Source organism: Gymnodinialimonas sp., from assembly GCF_059726805.1.
Genome location: NZ_AP041059.1, coordinates 1035864 through 1053576, shown reverse-complemented (window position 1 = coordinate 1053576; position 17713 = coordinate 1035864). Strand labels below are relative to the sequence as shown.

General features: G+C 61.3%; 18 protein-coding genes. 8 read left to right on the top strand and 10 right to left on the bottom strand.

The window, feature by feature from the left end; translation table 11 throughout:
- Window positions 1-28: 28 nt before the first annotated feature.
- Entirely contained in the window at window positions 29-829 is an 801-nt protein-coding gene (locus AC6I9R_RS05185; RefSeq protein ID WP_461427761.1) for a formate/nitrite transporter family protein, read from the bottom strand.
- 115 nt (window positions 830-944) lie between these two features.
- Between AC6I9R_RS05185 and AC6I9R_RS05180 the strand changes: the two genes are divergently transcribed.
- Window positions 945-1442: a Dps family protein gene (locus AC6I9R_RS05180; protein WP_461427760.1), complete on the top strand. Its 498-nt coding sequence runs from the start codon at window positions 945-947 to the stop codon at window positions 1440-1442.
- Between the two features lie 72 nt (window positions 1443-1514).
- On the opposite strand, the gene AC6I9R_RS05175 is transcribed toward AC6I9R_RS05180, so the two are convergent.
- A complete protein-coding gene (locus tag AC6I9R_RS05175; protein ID WP_461427759.1) occupies window positions 1515-2342 on the bottom strand; it encodes a response regulator in 828 nt (275 codons plus the stop codon).
- Window positions 2343-2460: 118 nt separating this feature from the next.
- Between AC6I9R_RS05175 and AC6I9R_RS05170 the strand changes: the two genes are divergently transcribed.
- The 7 genes from AC6I9R_RS05170 to AC6I9R_RS05140 all read left to right on the top strand — a co-directional run bounded on the left by AC6I9R_RS05170 (window position 2461) and on the right by AC6I9R_RS05140 (window position 8298).
- The gene (locus AC6I9R_RS05170; protein ID WP_461427758.1) at window positions 2461-2592 is read left to right on the top strand and encodes a NepR family anti-sigma factor; all 132 of its coding nucleotides are present in this window, start codon (window positions 2461-2463) and stop codon (window positions 2590-2592) included.
- Window positions 2582-3130, top strand: coding sequence for an RNA polymerase sigma factor (locus AC6I9R_RS05165; protein ID WP_461427757.1), 549 nt, complete (start codon window positions 2582-2584; stop codon window positions 3128-3130). Before AC6I9R_RS05170 ends, AC6I9R_RS05165 begins: the two co-directional genes overlap by 11 nt.
- A gap of 86 nt (window positions 3131-3216) precedes the next feature.
- Window positions 3217-4884: a sensor histidine kinase gene (locus AC6I9R_RS05160; protein WP_461427756.1), complete on the top strand. Its 1668-nt coding sequence runs from the start codon at window positions 3217-3219 to the stop codon at window positions 4882-4884.
- A gap of 6 nt (window positions 4885-4890) precedes the next feature.
- On the top strand, window positions 4891-6384 hold the full coding sequence (locus AC6I9R_RS05155) for a phospholipase D family protein (protein WP_461427755.1): 1494 nt from the start codon (window positions 4891-4893) through the stop codon (window positions 6382-6384).
- A 180-nt stretch (window positions 6385-6564) separates the two neighbouring features.
- Window positions 6565-7041: a hypothetical protein gene (locus AC6I9R_RS05150; RefSeq protein WP_461427754.1), complete on the top strand. Its 477-nt coding sequence runs from the start codon at window positions 6565-6567 to the stop codon at window positions 7039-7041.
- Window positions 7041-7442, top strand: coding sequence for a phage holin family protein (locus AC6I9R_RS05145; protein WP_461427753.1), 402 nt, complete (start codon window positions 7041-7043; stop codon window positions 7440-7442). Before AC6I9R_RS05150 ends, AC6I9R_RS05145 begins: the two co-directional genes overlap by 1 nt.
- A complete protein-coding gene (locus AC6I9R_RS05140; protein ID WP_461427752.1) occupies window positions 7435-8298 on the top strand; it encodes a hypothetical protein in 864 nt (287 codons plus the stop codon). Before AC6I9R_RS05145 ends, AC6I9R_RS05140 begins: the two co-directional genes overlap by 8 nt.
- Before the next feature lie 262 nt (window positions 8299-8560).
- Here the strand turns inward: AC6I9R_RS05140 and AC6I9R_RS05135 are convergent, their stop codons facing one another.
- From AC6I9R_RS05135 to AC6I9R_RS05100, 8 genes are all read right to left on the bottom strand, one after another.
- Window positions 8561-9607, bottom strand: a complete 1047-nt coding sequence (locus tag AC6I9R_RS05135) for an AI-2E family transporter (RefSeq protein ID WP_497863067.1) — start codon at window positions 9605-9607, stop codon at window positions 8561-8563.
- 869 nt (window positions 9608-10476) lie between these two features.
- Window positions 10477-10977, bottom strand: coding sequence for a hypothetical protein (locus tag AC6I9R_RS05130; protein ID WP_461427750.1), 501 nt, complete (start codon window positions 10975-10977; stop codon window positions 10477-10479).
- Window positions 10978-11326: 349 nt separating this feature from the next.
- A complete protein-coding gene (locus AC6I9R_RS05125) occupies window positions 11327-11512 on the bottom strand; it encodes a helix-turn-helix transcriptional regulator (RefSeq protein ID WP_461427749.1) in 186 nt (61 codons plus the stop codon).
- Between the two features lie 187 nt (window positions 11513-11699).
- The gene (locus AC6I9R_RS05120) at window positions 11700-12974 is read right to left on the bottom strand and encodes a tyrosine-type recombinase/integrase (protein WP_461427748.1); all 1275 of its coding nucleotides are present in this window, start codon (window positions 12972-12974) and stop codon (window positions 11700-11702) included.
- A 333-nt stretch (window positions 12975-13307) separates the two neighbouring features.
- Window positions 13308-14672, bottom strand: coding sequence for a phosphohexomutase domain-containing protein (locus tag AC6I9R_RS05115; protein ID WP_461427747.1), 1365 nt, complete (start codon window positions 14670-14672; stop codon window positions 13308-13310).
- Between the two features lie 132 nt (window positions 14673-14804).
- Window positions 14805-15410: a sugar transferase gene (locus AC6I9R_RS05110; protein ID WP_461427746.1), complete on the bottom strand. Its 606-nt coding sequence runs from the start codon at window positions 15408-15410 to the stop codon at window positions 14805-14807.
- Window positions 15407-16267 carry an NAD-dependent epimerase/dehydratase family protein gene (locus AC6I9R_RS05105; protein ID WP_461427745.1) on the bottom strand — a complete coding sequence of 287 codons (861 nt, stop codon included), beginning with the start codon at window positions 16265-16267 and terminating at the stop codon, window positions 15407-15409. The genes AC6I9R_RS05110 and AC6I9R_RS05105 overlap by 4 nt, the downstream gene beginning before the upstream one ends.
- The gene (locus AC6I9R_RS05100) at window positions 16260-17693 is read right to left on the bottom strand and encodes a mannose-1-phosphate guanylyltransferase/mannose-6-phosphate isomerase (RefSeq protein ID WP_461427744.1); all 1434 of its coding nucleotides are present in this window, start codon (window positions 17691-17693) and stop codon (window positions 16260-16262) included. The genes AC6I9R_RS05105 and AC6I9R_RS05100 overlap by 8 nt, the downstream gene beginning before the upstream one ends.
- Between the last annotated feature and the right edge of the window lie 20 nt (window positions 17694-17713).

Here is a 17713-nt window from a genome sequence, read left to right as displayed (position 1 = left end):
GCCGCTTCTCGTTCCTTCAGCGGCCGTCTTATTCTTCCTCTTCAACCTCGGCTTTGACTTGTCCCCACGCGAGCAGCGCGAAGACCAGCGTACCGCCTACAATGTTGCCCGCCAAAACCGGGAGGAAGAAGCCGAACACCGCCGGTTGAGCCGTGAGTTCGCCTTGCAGGACCAAGACCCACATCTCGACCGAGCCTGCGATGATATGCGTGAAATCGCCTGCCGCGATCAGCCAGGTGAAGATCACGATCAGCAGAACTTCGCCGCCATTCTGCCCCGGCATCATCCAGACGATAGAGGCGACAAGTATGCCGGCGGGGATGGCGCGCAGAAAGCCTTCGGAGGCCGCGAAACCGGTCGCGTGGTGCGACAGATCATTGATGGTTGCAAGAAGTTCCGGCGCAATTCCACTGGTCTGGGTCATGAAGGCCGCCGCGATAAACCCACCGATGATGTTGGCCACCAGAACAATGCTCCAGAGCCGGGCAACGGCGGCCAGACAGGTGCCGGACCGTTCCGCAACAAGCGGCAGAATGGTGGTGATCGTGTTCTCGGTGAACAACTGCATTCGGCCGAGGATCACGAGGAGGAACCCGAAGCTGTACCCGAGGTTTTCTACCAGGAAACGCCAGGGTGCGTCCGGCAGGTAGGTTCGAAAAATCGCTTCCCCCAAAACCGAGAAGGAGATCAGGATGCCTGCGGCGACCCCGGACCAGATCAGTGAGCGCGTCGGGCGCTCCAACTCTTCCTCGCCGTCGCGGCGGATCACCTCGTAGATCAGTTTGGAACTGAGGCGGGTTGCCTCGCGAACGGCCATCTCTTCGCGCATCGTAGTGTCCTTTGCTTCCGCAGGAAACGCGCACGAAGCGCTTATGGTTCCACGAAAAATCTGCGGAACCTTGGTGTCTTTGGCGGGTTGTGTGGGGGAGAGAAAGGAGACCATTATGTCTGACACATTGAAAGTCATCCCTAAAGCCGACGCCGTTTCCACGGGCGTGCGCGACAAGGTCGCCGTTGCCGAAGGGCTTGCCGATGTTCTGGCCGATACCTACCGCATGACGTTCAAAACGCACGCCTACCACTGGAACGTGACCGGCCCTGCGTTCTACTCGATCCACAAGCTGACGGACGAGCATTACGAGAACATGTTTGCCGCCGCCGACGAGCTGGCCGAGCGTATCCGCGCCCTCGGCGAGCTGGCTCCGATGCGCATGAACGACATCATGAAGCGCTCGCGGGTTGAGGATTTGGACAAGATGCCATCCGCCCGGGAGATGATGGAAGATCTCGCAAGCGATCACGAGAAGCTGGCCCATCGCCTGCATGCTCTGGTCGAATTGTCGGGAAGCCACAAGGACCCGGTGACGGAAGATTTGGCAACCGAGCGCAGCGCGTTCCACGAGGAAGCCGCCTGGATGTTACGCGCCATCGCCGCCGATTGATGGACGGTACCCACAAACAAAAAAGCCCCGACCAATTGGCCGGGGCTTTTTTTATGATGAGCAGCGGGGAATTTAAGCGTCCACGCCCATGCGTTCGGTCGTGGCGAAGAACATGGCTTGGCTGACGGCTGCGCGAACCTGATCCTCGGAATATGGTTTGGTGATCAGGAACGCAGGTTCCGGACGCTCGCCCGTCAAAAGCCGCTCGGGGAAGGCGGTGATGAAGATAACGGGACGGTCCCCGAGATCTGCCAACAACGCATTCACAGCGTCAATACCGGAGGATTTGTCTGCCAGTTGAATGTCCGCGAGGATCAGATCGGGCACCTTCGCTTTGCCTTTGGCAATCGCGTCGTCGCGGGTGCGTGCCACGTCGGTGACGGTGTGGCCCATGTCGGTGACGATGGATTTCAGATCCATCGCGATGATGCCCTCATCCTCAATGATCAGAACGTCACCGGCAACCATATCGCCCATCTCGGCCATGGCGCGCGATACCAGCTCTTCCGCCTCTGCCTGTGAGGCGTCCATGATCCGAGCGATGGCCTCAAACCCGAAGCCCTCAACCGTGTGCAACAAAAGCGCCTCGCGCGTGTTGGCGGTCAGTTTCGCAAGCCGCCTTTGGGCGCGTTCCTCCAAAAGATCGGTCGTCTCACCATCCTCTGCACTGGGCGCGCCCGAGCTGGACCAAATACCGTGGAATATCCGAAACAGGCCGATCTTCGACGTCGGATCATCCGCAACGCTGGACGGGTCGGCAACAATCGCCTCTAGCGTGGCCATGGCATAACGGTCACCCGTGTCTTGCGCCCCTGTCAGCGCCCGCGCATAGCGGCGCAGGAACGGCAGATCTTCCATCAAATCAGTGCTCAGATCGCGCGTGTTTTCGGTAGATCCCATGCTAACTTCTCCTCGTGCACATTTTATTGGGAACTTTTTCCGCACTGATTGGTTCCCACCCAGACGACAATTTTTTCGGTACCGGTGAGACATGGCCTCAAACAGTAAGAAATCCAGAGTGGAGCAGCAGATCGATGAAAACCTCAAACGTGTCTATGACGACGCGATGAAGGACGAATTGCCCGATCGGTTCCTCGATCTGATTGCCCAACTCAAGGCAAAAGAAGGGACCGCAAAAGATGGCAAATGATCCCCGCGACGAGATTGTTGAGCATCTCACGTCGCTGCGGGCTTTTGCCCGTTCGCTCACACGCAATCACGCGGCCGCCGATGACCTGGTACAGGACACTGTCGTCAAAGCATGGTCGAACATCGACAAGTTTCAGGCCGGCACCAACATGCGGGCCTGGCTGTTCACCATCCTGCGCAACACGTTCTATTCCTCGCGCCGCAAGGTGAAGCGAGAGGTCGCGGACGTCGACGGCGCCATGACGGCGCAGCTGTCGGAAAAACCGGCCCATGATGGTCGGCTTGCGATGAAGGACTTCGCCGTGGCCTTCGCAGAGTTGCAAGATGAACAGCGTGAAGCGCTCCTTCTGGTCGGCGCATCCGGCTTTTCCTACGAGGAGGCGGCGGACATGTGTGACTGTGCCGTGGGGACGATCAAGAGCCGCGTGAACCGGGCCCGCAAACGCTTGATCGAGATACTTGAGCTTGACGAAGATGACGCCCTGGAGCTGACAGATGCGGCGACGGTCGCGGTCATCTCGGGACCAGCTGCTGCATGAGGCCAATCGCACGCGCATGGCGTAGCGTCACCTCGCTCAAGGCGCGGTTGGCGCTATTTCTTAGCCTCGCCATTTTGCCACTTGGATTGATCGCCGTTGTTCAGACAGCCGCCGTTGTCCGCGACGCTCAAACGCTTGAGCAGCAAAATATCCTCGCGCGGACAGCACAGGCGGCCAGCACCGAGCGCGCTTTGCTGCGGCGCGCCCACGGTGCGGCGTCAGCCTTGGGCGCAAGCGCGGTTGAGGCCGCAGACGACCCCGCCCTATGTGAACGCATCATGCAGCGGTTCGTGGACCGCGCCCAGGCCTATGCCCTTGCGAGCTTCATGAACGCGGATGGCCTGACGCTGTGTTCGTCCACAGGTGAGCAGTTGGATCTTTCCAACGACCCCATATGGCAGGACTACATCGAACGGCCGTCGCCGACGGTCACAATTGGATTTGATGCACAGACGGGCGAGCAATCGATGTTAACCGTCGTGTCGCCGATCTTTGACCCTGAAACACAGGAATTTCTGGGCGCCGCGTCGGTTGCGTTGCCGCACAGCCTGACGGACACTTTGCTGGCTTCGCAGGTGGAGGAAGTCGACCTCGCCCTTATCAGCGAGACTGGGCAGGTCCTGTCGGCCAGCACTGGGATTGCCAACGCCGGCATCTTTGAGGCCCTCAACCTTGAACCGGAAACGCTGGCGTTTTCGCCGCGCGGCCTGACATTCAACATTCTGCATCAAGACGGATCGGAGCGGTTGGCAGCGCTGGTTCCGTTGATCGAAGATCGCGTCTACGTGGTGGGCCTTTGGAATGGGTCCATCCAGAATTATTCCGTGCCTATCTTTGGCACCCTCACGCCGCTATTCCCGGTTCTGATGTGGATCGTGGCCTTCGGGATCGGCTTTCTGGCGCTGGATCGTCTGGTGCTGCAACACCTACGCGAAATTCGGCATCGGATGGGGGCATTCTCCTTCGATGACCCGGGGTCCGGGTTCGCCATGCTCGACAACCCGCCAGCCGAGTTCCAGCAGATCGCGGGGACCTACAACCGGATGATCGACCGGATGTTGGGTGATCGGGCTGAGCTTGCTGAAAGCCTCGAAGAGAAAGAGCTTTTGCTGCGCGAAGTGCATCACCGAGTGAAAAACAATCTGCAACTGATCGCGTCCATCCTGAACATGCAGATCCGCAGTGTGCCAGATGGCGATGCGCGCCGTGTGCTGCGCCGTGTCCAGGACCGCGTGATGAGCCTGTCGACCATCCACAAGGCGCTTTATACCGGGACGACAATGGCGCAGGTGCGTGGTGACAAATTGCTGAGTGAGGTCGTCCAGGCCTCCTTCAGTGCGGGCATTCCTCAGGGCAAAGGTGTCGTGACATCGTTGGAGCTTGATGCGGTCAATCTTGATCCCGATCAGGCCGTGCCCTTGGCGCTGTTGGCCAATGAGACGGTAACAAACGCCATCAAATACCTCGGCGCGCCTGAGACCGGCACACCGCCCAAAATCTCGGTACGGTTGACGGCAGACGAGGATCGCAAGATCAGCCTGATCGTCGAGAACACGCTCGGTCGCGCGGTGCAGGACGAGATCGCCAATGACGGAACGGGCTTGGGGGCCCGATTGGTGGAAGCCTTCGTGGCGCAACTTGGCGGCGTGGCGGACGTGTCGCAGGATGAGGCGAATTTCCGGTTCGAAGCCACGTTCACCGCCTTCGCCGCACCGCACCCAGATGACGACGACGTTTCAGCAACGACAGCGTGATGGGCCATGAAACCAACGCAGCACTCCGATCCGAACCCGATTAGTGAGTTAGAGGTTCACTTCACGGCAAGCGAGGCCTTTCCGGCCTTCGAAAAGCTGTGCCTGTCGGCGAAGAAGCGGATTTGCGGATGTTTCCGCGTGTTCGACCCCAAAACCACCCTGCACAGCGATGAGGCGCGGGCAATCGGCGCGACCTGGTTCGACCTTTTATTGCACCTTCTGAACAGGGGCGTGGAAATCGACATAACGGTCAGTGACTTCGATCCGATCATCGCCACCGAAGATCACCGCCGATCCTGGCAGAGCGCACGGCAGTTGGCGGCGCTTGACGAATTGTCGACCGGCGCGCAGTTGCGCTTTACCATCGCGATGCATCCCGCCCGTGTCGGCTATGTGCCCAGGCGCGTGTTGCATTCCAAAACGGCAGAGGTCCTGGATCAGACCGAAGTTGACCCGCTGACACCCGGCCTGCACGGCGTTGAGCCAAAAGACGATCTGCCGATGGTGCCGGCGACACACCACCAAAAGCTGGCGGTCATTGATGATGAAACGCTCTACATCGGTGGGCTGGACCTGAACGATCGCCGCTACGATACGCTCGACCACGATCAGCCCGCCATCGGCACTTGGCAGGACATTCAAGCCGTCGCCCGCGGCCCGGTCGTCCGCGCCGCTGCCGCGCATCTGGCCAGCTTTCAGGCCGTGACCGAGGCGGTAAAGGAGGCCCCACCCCCGGCACCGGGCTTCTTGCGCACGCTGTCGACCAAGCGCGCGCAGGATTTGACCCACATCGCGCCCAAGCCCCTGGTGAATGAGCTAGAGCAAGCTCATCTGGATGCCGTCGCCCGGTGCCAGGGCCTGATCTACCTGGAAACGCAATTCTTCCGCCACAAGCCGTTGGCCAAGACGCTGGTCGATGGGGCCGCAAAGCATGACGCGCTGGCCTGTATCCTTGTCCTCCCCGCCGCGCCGGAAGATGTGGCGTTTGAGGGGAACGAGGCCGAAGACGCCCAATTCGGCGCACAGGTCCAGATGGAGGCCCTGGAGATCTTGCGCGATGGTCTGGGTGACCGACTGGCGCTGGCCTGCCCTGCGCAAACCCGGCCCGCGACCGATGAGCCGGACGCAGCCGTCGTGCATGGCGCGCCCTTGATCTACGTCCACTCCAAGCTGTCCCTCTTTGGCCAAGACGAGGCGATCCTGTCCTCTGCCAATCTCAATGGACGCAGTTTTCGGTGGGATACCGAAGCGGGCTTGCACTTGACGAACCCGGCACATGTTGCGCCGCTCTGGCCGCGGGTGCTCAAACATTGGCTTGGAGGCGATGCCCCTGATCTCACGGTAGAACCGCGCGTGGTGGTTGACCAGATCAACAGCCTGCTCACGCAGGCCCGCGATACGCCACCTCAGGACAGGCACCACTTTTTGCTACCTTTCGACCCCGAGGCGCAGGCGCGTTTGGCCAAGCCCTTGCCGTTTGTCCCTGATGAAATGGTCTAGCCGAAAAAAGCGGTGTCCAGGCGCGAAATGATGGAACCTTCGGGCGCGCCAGCCGTTGCCCTACCACAAGCAAGCACAAGCAGATGAGACGCGTCGCAGGTACGGCCCCGCCGGACCTGCCCGGGGGACCTTTGTCCAAAAAGCCCGCGCAGTCTGCCGCGAAACCGAAGGAGTTTGACAATGACACGCTCGACAGCGTCAAAGGTGGCCGAGACGGCCAAAGACACCGCAAAAGAGGTGGCGGAAACTGCCAAAGCGAACGCGTCCGTCAAGGCGGAAGCGGCCAAGGAAAAGGTCGCCAGCCGCGTTGCCGAACAGGCCGACAATTTCCGCGAAGCAAGCACCGCGTTCGAGGGCAATGACCTTGCCTCGGATGCCGTGAAGTACTTGGGCGACAATCTTGCCCACGCCGCCTCCGCCGTGCGCGACATGGATCTGTCCAACATCCAGCAGGACGTGACGCACTTCGCGCGCCGCAACCCGCTGGTGTTCTTTGGTGGCGCCGCCGCCCTTGGCTTCCTCGCGGCACGCGCCATGAAAGCGTCTGAGCGCGCGGGCGCCACTGCTACCGCGCCGGACCGGCACAATTACCCAAGCGTTCCGGAAAACCAGGCCGCCTATCCGGACCAGAACGCCCGCCGGTGGGGGTACTCGTAATGTACCCCGATCAGAACACGGGGCGGAACACGGCTCAGCTTGTGACCGATGTAGTCAGCCAGATTGGCCGCATTCTGCGCAAGGAGGCGGCTTTGGCCAAAGCCGAGGTCGGCGAGAACCTGTCCCGCGCCGGGGTAGCCATTGGCCTTCTCGTCGGTGCCGTTGTGCTTGGCCTCGTTGGCTTGGGTGCCCTTGCCGCTGCTGGCGTTGCCGCGCTCGTCTCAATTGGGTGGGCGGTTCATTGGGCTGCGCTGGCCGTTGGTGCTGGCACCGCCCTGGTCGCAGCAATCCTTGCGGCCAAAGGGATCCACGACCTGAAGCCAAAGCACCTGATGCCCAGTCGCAGCATCGCCAACGTCAAGCAAGACGTTGCCCTGATGAAGGAACAGATCAATGCCTAGCCCCAAGCAAATCGAGACTGAGTTGCAAGCGGAACGCGACGCCCTGCGCGCACAGCTGACCCAGTTGGAGGCGCAGTTCGCCCCCGCAGAACTGGTTGCCCGCGCCAGCGGCCTTCTGGGCCAAGCCGGCGAAGGCGCCGTAAAGACAGCGCGGCGCAATCCCGGTCCGCTGGCCGTAACCGGTGCCGGCCTCGCCTGGATGGCGCTGAAAGCCGCCACGCGCAGCGCTGGCCCGCGCGCCGCCTACGACGACACCATTCACCCAACGGTCGGTGGGCTGCGGCAACCGACGCCGCCGATGGCGGGCTTCGACGCCCGTGTGGCGGCGGCAGATGATGCCATCAAGGCCGATCAACCCCATAGCATTCTGAAAGGAGACCTCTCCATGACTGACGACACCCACACCACCCCCCGCTTGGACGCCGCAAAAGAGCGGCTGTATGACACCGCCGACAGCCTGCGCGCCCGGATCGAAGACGGTCTGGACGGCCTGCCCGATGGCGCCAAGGACCGCATTCGCCAGGCCCGAGAAGCGGCGATCGCCGTTCACGCGCGCGCCGAGGCAGAGGCCGCGCGTGCCGCCCAGGTCGCCCGCACTACGGCGCATGACAATCCACTGCTCGTCGGTGGCCTCGCCTTGGCCGCCGGTGCGGCGCTGGCCATGATGCTGCCGCGCACGCAGGTGGAAGATCGGACCATCGGCGCCCATCGTGACCGCCTCTTTGACGAAGCGGACCGCGTGTTTCAGGCCGAGAAGGCCAAGCTCAAGGCAGCCGCCGAAGAAGCCGTGGCCGAGGGGCAGAAACGCGTGAAGGAAACGCTGACGTCCGATGACAAGGTGGACGAGGCGGCCTGACGCTGACCAAAGGCAAACAAAGATCTGGCCCCCATCCCAAGCGCGGATGGGGGCCTTTTTGTATGATGATGGAGCAGCGTGCGCCGTCATTTAGAAGACCGAACGGTTGCCCAATTGACTGAATGCTATTCTTTGGGTTTCGCAGGGGCACGCCTCAGCTCGTTGCACGCTTTGATGCCTGTCACCTCGGCAAGGTCACGCGTCGGTGGCGCGGGATACAGGCGAAGGTCAACCGTCAAGAGCGGCGCGCGCCCCAATGCAGCTAGGCCGCCTCATCCAAGGGGGCGGGTTCAGGCACGTTATCGTCGTTCCCGCCCGACACGATGAAGCGCAACCACACCAACAGGGGGATCGCGACCAACCCGCCAATCGGACCCCAAAGCCACAGCCAGAAGACCAGCGACAAGAACACCATCAACGGGTTCAGCGCCATTTGACGGCCCACAAACGTGGGCGTCACGAATTGCGACTCGATCATGTTAAGGAAGATGAACGCCGCCATCGGCACGACGGACATCGCGCCGTCGAACGTGATCACGCCAACCAGCAAAAGGGACAGCGCAATCAAGCCGGGTCCGAGGTACAAGACGAAGTTCAAGAGGAATGCGGCCAGCCCCCACATGATCGGCTGCGGCATTCCCAGCAGTGACATCACGATCATCACCGCAATACCGAAGCCCGCGTTCACCAGCGCAATAGACAGGAAATAACGCGACACCCGGACCTCCGCATCGTGCAGAAGTGTCTCGGTTATGAGCGGCATGAAGCGGGCGACGCGCGCATACACATCGCGGCGTGTCGCAAGAAAGAAATAGAGCGTACCGATGAATATGAGCACGCCACCCAGCACCGTTGGACCGTAAGACAAAGCATCGAGCAGGTTCGGCACCGGCACCGCAGCCGAGTCAGCCTCCGGATCCTCACCGTCTGTGAGGGCATCCGCGACGGTCTCTTGCAGCTCCTGCACGCCCTCCACCGCCCCGCGCAGGCTTTCGAACAGGGTTCGCATCTCGGACCATATGATCGGCGCGTTGCGGATGGCCTCGCTGATCGTTGGCTCCACGATCAGATAGGTCAGCGCGACGGCACACAAAAAGACCGCCATGATCATCATGGCGGCTGCGGCACTCGGAATGCGCCATCGCTCCAGCATGTTGCAAAACGGGGCCAGGACGATGCCCAGCACAATCGCGCTGATGATCGGCGCAAAAAGCCCCTGCGCCTGGTCCAGAATAACAAAAACCATCAGGACAACCAAGACGACGATCGCCAAGTTGCCAATTCGTGCGGAGGAGAAAGACCTGTTCATTAGAACAAAACGCAGGTCGTACGCTTTCAGTTCCGAGGAAACCTGCCGAGACCCTGCTTTTCTGGACCGTGCCTTGGTTAGCGTAGCAACAGTCCTTCACGTTCTCATCAAGAGCAATCGTAACGGTATCAGTAGGGACGACAGTTCCAACTCTGATAATTCAGTATCAAGAGAACCGGGCCGCCCCGTTCTTTGGAAACGAAGCCTGCTTGCCAGCTCGGGGTACTAATACTGCGGCGTTGCAGCGAATGTCCGCTTCCCGCCCTTGGTGTCGAATGCTGCGCCAAACACGAAGATCGGAGAAGGGCTCCAAGCCGTCATCTAGCAGTTTACTTTGCGATGTTGGGCGCCTGTTGGATACACTGCTTCCATCGGGGCTCTTTTGTAGGATGTCGAACACTAGCGCCACTCAAACTCCCACCCATACCGAACAAAGTACGATCCTAGGGTACGGTAATACGTAGCCAGATTGGCGCCGAGCCACTACTAACATGCCACCAGCCAAGCCCAATGCCTATGCAATGGTCGACGGTTCGCACAGTCGAGCGAGAGTTTTCTCAAACGCCTCGGCAAAGAAACAAGGTGTAAAAAAGCGACAGTCATGAAGGGTGGTGGTGAAATCAACACGCGCGTCAGCCTAGGCAAGCGGATCGTAACGATTTTCTACGGCATCGAAGCCTGATCAAGTCGTGTCGCCTTCTCACTTCATTGGATTGGTAGAAGCTGGGCTTTGCTTCGTTGCCGTTGATCCGGGGGATAGGTGGTAGGTAAGGATGTCACTATTATGGTGACGGTTGCACACTTCAAACTGGCCTGAAGCGTCACCGTCTTGGTGACAGGGCGTCACTACTTTGGTGACAGTGTCCATGTCATGCGTCACCGTATTGGTGACAGGGCGTCACCAATTCAATGACAGGATTACGATTTCGTTTCCCTCTTGGATTGTGCACTGCGCCCTTGTGAATGGGATAGTCATCGCCGGGCTTCCAGAGCTTGTAGAGCTTCTGCCCGTCTGCCTTTTTGCTGTGCGGCGTGGACAGTTCTGTCAGTTCGTAGGATGGACCTGAGGCATTGCCACCTATTCCGAGGCGGGCGCGCTCTCGAACAACGATGAAGCCCTTGGCCTGAAGATCGTGGAAAGCGCGCCCCGCGGTATTTCGGGTGACTCCCAGCGCATCGGCAGCCTGCCTCACGCTGAGGCGGATCTTGCCGTTGTTGTTGGCCTTTGGGCCGCGCCACTCAAGCTTTAGCCACGGATAGAGGGCCTGAGCTACGGGAGAAAGCGCGCGCCAAGCGTCGGTTTCCATCATCGGGCGCGCGAGCTTGGTCCAATGCTCCTGCGCCCGCTCGTTGCGTTTGTCACGTCCCATTTTGTACCTCGGCAATTCGCGTGGGGTCCAGCCAAGCATGCGCCCTGCTTTTAGCGTCAACCGGGCTGAATTGCAGTGGTATGGCATCAGCAGCCAGCAATTCAGCGAGCTCCAGATCGGCTCCGGTTAGCTGCGGTCTTTCCGGGCCAGCCTGCGCCAGCCAGCACACAAGTTTCGCCGCCGGGCCTGACAGCGAGTGCGTCTCGCCGGAGATTGTATTGAGCGCGATAGCGTTGGCAGGATTTCGGTTTTCGGATACATTGGGAATGCCGGTCCCGACAGGAAAGCACCCCCGCCCCCACGCGCCGTTCTCACCGACGCTGGGGGCGTTTCTATTTCCTAGCATGGATCACGCGACCTCGCGTGAATTGATCCATGCGGAAACGTCAGAGGCGCGCCATGCAACTGCTCGCTCGGTCAATTTGACCGGAGCTGGAAACAGGCCTTCGCGTATCATCTGATAGAGTTTTGATCGCTTCAGGCCAATCAGACCTTCAACCTCACGGCGGCGAAGAAGTCGCTCGGGGTTATCCATATTGATTACTCCTAATTCAACGCCCGGGATTGGACGTGAGATTAGGCTAGGGTCGCTTCACAGCCGCGCTCCATGCACCACATGCCATAAAGTGCCGTATTGAGCCGCCGATGGGCCGTTGTTTTACTGGCTGTCAAGAAAAATCATCATGCACAAGCATGCACCAACATGCAAAACGACGGTATTGTCAGGCCCGCAATGGCACAACCTGCCCTCGTACTTCACCGCGAAGAAACGCCGCCCAATCGGCCATCATACGACGCCGACGCTCAAGCATGTCGCTCCGCTGATAGGCCCGCTCGACGTCGCTCCCGACTCGGTGGGCCAGCGCAATTTCCGCCATGTCGCGCGCGTAGCCCTGCTCGGCCGTCCATTGGCGGAAGGTCGAGCGCAGTCCGTGGGGGACTGCTGGGCGCTTGCTTGTGGGGTCAAGGAACCCGGCCAACCCCGCCTTCTCCTCCGCCCGCTGCATACGTCGCATGACCGCGCTGAGGCTCATATCGGAGAGCATCCCGCCTTGTGGGGCCGGGAATACGTGGGGCGACGACATGCGCGGCAGGCTCTCAAGGATTGCAAGCGCTGGCGCGGACAGCGGAACGCGGTGCTCCCGGTTCGCTTTCATTCGATCGGCGGGCACGGTCCAGAGCCCCAACTTCACGTCGACCTCATCCCACGTCATGCCCCTGACCTCGCCGGAACGGCTGCCAGTCAGTGCCTGAAATTGGAGGGCGCGCGCAGCAGTCCCCTCCCGCTCTCCCAGCGCAAACCACCACCGGGCTATGTCGGTCAATGCGACTGCTGGGCGGTTTACCTTCTTCGCCACTTTGCCGGGTGCGGAGAACATGGCTTCAAGGTTCTCTTTCCAGCGGGCCGGGTTCTCGCCTGATCTGGCGCCCTTGGCTTTGGCATAGCCGAGTATGGCCTCGATACGCGCGCGCAAGCGCGATGCGGTCTCGGTGTGACTCTCCCAGATCGGGCGAAGGACGCGCTCAACGTCTGAGGTTTCAATATCGCGCACGTTCAGGTCACCAATTATCGGCATCGCATGGCGCTCCAGAGCGGCGCGCCACTGCTTCCGGTTCTTCTCGTTGAGGCTGCCGGATGCCTTCTCTTTGTCGAAAAATTCAGCCGCCACTTCGAATGTCCAGTCGAGCCGCTTCTTGTAGGCGAGCGGATCGCCCCCGGCGCGCGCTGTGGTCCTGTTGGAGACTGCACGCTCTCGAGCCTGCGCAAGCGTGATACCGGGCGCTTTAGTCGGATCAACGGAAAACGGTCCCATGCCTATGTCACGGCGCTTGCCTCGCACCACGATGCGCTGTGCCCAACGCTTTGCACCGCTGGCATCGACTTGGAGGAACAATCCGTTCCCGTCAGTGTAGCGCCCCGGCTCTTTTACCGATTTCACAAATTGAGCTGAAAGCTGGTTGGCCTTGTGTGATTGGCCTTTCGCTTTACCAGGCATGGCAGACACTCCTAAGCATAGATTTCATCCCACATTCCGACCCACATTATCAGGTGGAACCCCGTGGATACCCATGGAATAGAGTGGCAGTATACTCCTTTAAAAACAAGGGTTACGAGGAACGACCTGGAAAACTGTGGAATAGTATATGGCTGCTACCACCCCAGCCAGTTTTCCTTAGTGATGACGCGCCTATGATGGGGCTTTGTCTTTGTGGTTCTCTGCGCTGGCTAAGTCTTTCGGCGCGTGAGCCATAGGCCTTCGATGGCACGCCCCGGGGGCTCGCGGCGACATGAGCGGTGTTCTTATGGTGGCGGTCCTAGGACGCGGTCTTCATCCGAGCAGATGGAATTTCACCTGCTCGACGCCTGTTGCCACAAGCTCGGCGTTGCCGCGGGCTTCGACGTTGAGGCGCACGACGGGTTCGGTGTTGGAGCTTCGCAGGTTGAAGCGCCACTCGCCGAGGTCGAACCCCAGGCCGTCCATTTCGTCGATGGCTGTCGCTTGAGGCTCGAACACCGAACGGACCCGAGAGATTGCGGCATGAGGGTCGTCGAGGACGAAGTTGATTTCGCCCGATGACGGGAACGCCGCTTTGCGGTCGGCGATCAGATCGGCCAGGGACCCGTGGCGGCTGACGAGCTCGGCCATCAGGACCCAGGGGATCATGCCGCTGTCGCAGCTGACAAAATCGCGGAAGTAGTGATGGGCCGACATCTCGCCACCGTAAACGGCGTTCTCGTTGCGCATCGCTTGTTTAATGAACGCGTGCCCGGTGCGGGCCTGGACGGCGCGCCCGCCTGCCTTTTCGACGATATCGCGCGTGTTCCAGATGATCCGCGGGTCATGGATGATCGTGGCGTCGGGGTCCTTGGCCAGGAAGGCGTCGGCCAGAAGGCCGACGACGTATTCCCCGTCGATAAACGCGCCGGTGTGATCGAAGAAGAAACAGCGATCGAAGTCACCGTCCCAGGCGACGCCGAAATCCGCGCCGGCGGCCAGGACGGCTGCGGCGGTTGCGGGGCGGTTCTCGGGCAGGAGCGGGTTGGGAATGCCTTGCGGGAACGTGCCATCGGGAGTGTGGAACAGCCTTTCAAACGTGAGCGGCGCCCCGACCGCGTCGAGCCGTGCCGCGATGGCATCAAAAGTGGGCCCCGCCGTGCCATGGCCTGCGTTAACGAGGATTTTCAACGGCTTGAGCGCGTCAATATCCGCAAACCCCACGATACATTCCACGTAGGCCGCACGGGCCTGCGTCGCGACATCGCTGACGGTGCCTTTCGCCGCCACCGGCGCGAAGGCGTTTCGCTCGGCAATCGTCTTGACCTTGGCGAGCCCCGTGGCGGCATCGAGCGGCGCGGAGCCCGCGCGCACCATCTTCATGCCGTTGTAATCCATCGGATTGTGGGAGGCGGTCACACAGATGCCCCCATCCGCGCCGAAATGGGTTGTGGCAAAATACATCTCTTCCGTGCCCGACAGCCCCAGATCGAGGACATCGCAGCCCTCATCGACCAGACCCTGCGCGACGCGTCCGGCCAAGACCTCGGACGAGGCGCGGACGTCTCGCCCCAGCACCACCGAGCGCGCGCCAAGGGCCTGCCCGAACGCGCGACCGATGCGGTAGGCGATGTCTTCATCAAGGTCGATGCCAAGGCGGCCACGGACGTCGTAGGCTTTGAAGCAGGTAAGGGTCATGTTGGCACGTGGTCCTATAGAGTTTGGTCAGTCAGTGCGGCATCGGTCATGTTCGCGGGCATCGGCGTCACCGCCCCCGGTCCATGATTTGGACGCGCGGGACGGATGCCGCTGCCAAAGCGCATCTGCAGGCTACCGAAGCCGCTTGATAACGGACTTGAGCATCAGCGAGATATCCATGCAGACGTTCCGCCTTTCCTGGTAAATCAAGTCGATCCGCGCCTTGCGCGGGATGCAGGCGCGCGAATAGATCCTGTCGGTTTCTTCCCGGCTGCTGGTCCGGGCCAACAGATGTTCCTCGTGGGCGTGGAAGTAAATCGACGCGAGGCCAGAGACGCCGGGGCGCGACTTCAGTACTTTGCCGTAGATCTCAGGAAACCGTTCGACATATTGACGGAGGGGCGGGCGCGGGCCGATGAAGCTGATATCGCCGCGTAGCACGTTCCACAGTTGCGGCACCTCGTCCAACCGGCTTCGGCGCAGCGCCTCACCGGTGCGGGTGATGCGGTCGGATTTATCGCCGCCTGACACGCCGCTGTCTTCCGCGACGGTTTTCATGGTGCGAAACTTGACCAGCCTGAAACCCTCAGTCGGGGTTTTCATGCGTTCGGAGATATAGAAAACCGGCCGCCCATCGAGCACTAGGATCAAGAGGGCCACAATGATGACAACCGGCGCGAGAATGATCGACAAACCGATGGCGCAGATCAGATCTAGAAGGCGTTTGGCAGGTGTCATTGGGGCAATGTTTCTTTCCATTGTTCGACCATCCGCGCGGCGTCCGCGGGGGCCGGGTCAAAGGCGTGCAGGGCCTCAAGGCGGCTGCATTCCAGCGTGATGCGCTGGAAAGCCCCCTTTTGCGCAGGCCGGTAGGCGAAGGGATGATCGGCGGCGCGGGCCAGATCCTCCATGAACACAAATCCAGGCTCGGCCACGTTCAGAATGGGAGGGAGAGGTGCGGGGTGCGTCGCCAGATCCGCCAGCACGCGCGCGAGGGTTCCAGCGCCGATGTAGGAGCGGACCGGGCCGCGCCCGTCTTCAAAGCAATCGATTGCCAGCGGCGCGCCATCTTGGGCACGCGCCACGTTGAGAAGCAGGGCATCGGCACCCGCCACGTTGCCGATCCGCAGGCAGCAGACCTCTAGCCCCGCAGTGCGCCACGGCGTGCAGGCCGCTTCCATGGCGATCTTGGCCTCGCCATAGGCGTTGACCGGGGCGGTGGCGTCCGTCTCGGCAAAAGGGGTGCCATCGCCTGCCCCGTAGACAGCGGAGGAGGAGGCGAGGATCACCCGGGGGATGCCAGCCTGATGCGCGGCTTCAAGGACAACCTCGGCCAGGCGAGCGTTTTGCGACAGGTCGGCACCGGGGCCCGGTGTCACACCCGCAAGGCAGATGATCGCGTCGAAATCCTGGGCGGCGAGGGCGCTGTCCGTGGGCTCAGACAGGGGCCAGAACAGGCCATCGTCGCGGTTTGGGTCGCGGTGTTGTGCGATGACCTCCACCCCTGGGGGCGGCATGGCCTTCCAGTGATGCAACACCATTCGCCCAACATGCCCGGTGCTGCCCACCAACAAGATGCGCTTTGGCTCAGCCACGGGCGTATATATCCTCGTAACGGACAATGTCGTCTTCGCCGAGGTAGCTGCCGGTCTGAACCTCGATCAGGACCATGGGCACCTTGCCGGGGTTTTCCATGCGGTGCACGGCCCCCAGCGGGACGTAGACGGATTGGTTCTCGGTCACCAGTTGCACCGTTTCGCCGATGGTGACGCGGGCGGTCCCCTCCACCACAATCCAATGCTCGGAGCGGTGGTGGTGGCTTTGCAGGCTGAGCGCGGCGCCGGGATTGACGTGGATGCGTTTGACCTGAAACCGCGTGCCGATCACCAGGCTTTCGAACCAGCCCCAGGGGCGGAAATCGCGCGGCAATGTCTCGGCCTGGGACACGCCCTGGGCCTTGAGGGTGCTGACAGCGAGCTTCACGTCCTGGGCGCGGTCTTTGTCCGCGATCAGAACGGCGTCGGGCATGGCGACGGCAACGATGTTTTCGAGGCCGATGGCGACAAGCTGCTGATCCTCGGATTCCGCGCGCAACAGCACGTTGGAGCAATCGATTGCCGTCGCGGGCCCTTGGCTTGCGATCCCGTTGGCGTCGGGCTGGGACTCGCGCCAGACCGCCTCCCAGCCGCCCAGGTCGGACCAAGCGCCGTTGTAGGGCATGACCGAGAGGTTGTCGGCCTTCTCCATCACGGCGTAGTCAATCGACAGGTCACTTATCGTCGCCCAGGGCTCGGGCGCGAGACGGGTGAAGCCGAGGTCTTGCGTGCCCTCCTTCAAAGCGGTGCGCACAATGGCCAGCATCTCGGGCGCGTGGGCCTCGAACGCGGCCAGGATCGCTTTGGTCGAGAACAGGAAAATGCCCGCGTTCCAGAGGTGTTTGCCGCTGTTGAACAGCTCTTGCACCGTGACGGCGTCTGGCTTTTCGACGAAGGCCTCAAGCGGTTGCGGGCGGGCCTCGCTCGTGCCGTCGACGACCTGCGACAATTCCAACCAGCCATAGCCCGTCTCGGCGCGGTCCGGGCGGATCCCGAAGGTGACGATCCGGCCCTCCGTCGCCATGGGGGCGGCGGCGGCAATGGCGGCGCGGAAGGCCTCTGTGTCGGGGATCACATGATCGGACGGCGCGACCAGCATCAAGGCGTCTGGCGCGCGCTCGTGCAGGGCGACGGCTGCGGCGCAAATGGCAGGCGCGGTGTTGCGGGCTTCCGGCTCGATCAGGATGGTGGCGGGCGCGATTTCGACGCCGGCCAGCTGTTCGGTGACAACGAAGCGGTAATCGGAGCCTGTGATGACCATGGGGGCCGCAAATCCCGGCCCCGCCAAGCGCAGCGCCGAGGCCTGGAACAGACTGTGATCCCCGGCAAAACGCGCGAACTGCTTTGGGAAGCTCTTGCGCGACAACGGCCAGAGCCGGGTGCCAGATCCGCCGCACAACAAAAGGGGGTGGATGTCTTGTGTCAAGGCGTTCTCCAGTCAAATAC

Bases quoted from the DNA above. Each gene is read 5' to 3' on its own strand.
- AC6I9R_RS05185 (WP_461427761.1), bottom strand. From the start codon at position 829: ATGCGCGAAGAGATGGCCGTTCGCGAGGCAACCCGCCTCAGTTCCAAA.
- AC6I9R_RS05180 (WP_461427760.1), top strand. From the start codon at position 945: ATGTCTGACACATTGAAAGTCATCCCTAAAGCCGACGCCGTTTCCACG.
- AC6I9R_RS05175 (WP_461427759.1), bottom strand. From the start codon at position 2,342: ATGGGATCTACCGAAAACACGCGCGATCTGAGCACTGATTTGATGGAA.
- AC6I9R_RS05165 (WP_461427757.1), top strand. From the start codon at position 2,582: ATGGCAAATGATCCCCGCGACGAGATTGTTGAGCATCTCACGTCGCTG.
- AC6I9R_RS05155 (WP_461427755.1), top strand. From the start codon at position 4,891: ATGAAACCAACGCAGCACTCCGATCCGAACCCGATTAGTGAGTTAGAG.
- AC6I9R_RS05150 (WP_461427754.1), top strand. From the start codon at position 6,565: ATGACACGCTCGACAGCGTCAAAGGTGGCCGAGACGGCCAAAGACACC.
- AC6I9R_RS05145 (WP_461427753.1), top strand. From the start codon at position 7,041: ATGTACCCCGATCAGAACACGGGGCGGAACACGGCTCAGCTTGTGACC.
- AC6I9R_RS05140 (WP_461427752.1), top strand. From the start codon at position 7,435: ATGCCTAGCCCCAAGCAAATCGAGACTGAGTTGCAAGCGGAACGCGAC.
- AC6I9R_RS05135 (WP_497863067.1), bottom strand. From the start codon at position 9,607: ATGAACAGGTCTTTCTCCTCCGCACGAATTGGCAACTTGGCGATCGTC.
- AC6I9R_RS05130 (WP_461427750.1), bottom strand. From the start codon at position 10,977: ATGGGACGTGACAAACGCAACGAGCGGGCGCAGGAGCATTGGACCAAG.
- AC6I9R_RS05125 (WP_461427749.1), bottom strand. From the start codon at position 11,512: ATGGATAACCCCGAGCGACTTCTTCGCCGCCGTGAGGTTGAAGGTCTG.
- AC6I9R_RS05120 (WP_461427748.1), bottom strand. From the start codon at position 12,974: ATGCCTGGTAAAGCGAAAGGCCAATCACACAAGGCCAACCAGCTTTCA.
- AC6I9R_RS05115 (WP_461427747.1), bottom strand. From the start codon at position 14,672: ATGACCCTTACCTGCTTCAAAGCCTACGACGTCCGTGGCCGCCTTGGC.
- AC6I9R_RS05110 (WP_461427746.1), bottom strand. From the start codon at position 15,410: ATGACACCTGCCAAACGCCTTCTAGATCTGATCTGCGCCATCGGTTTG.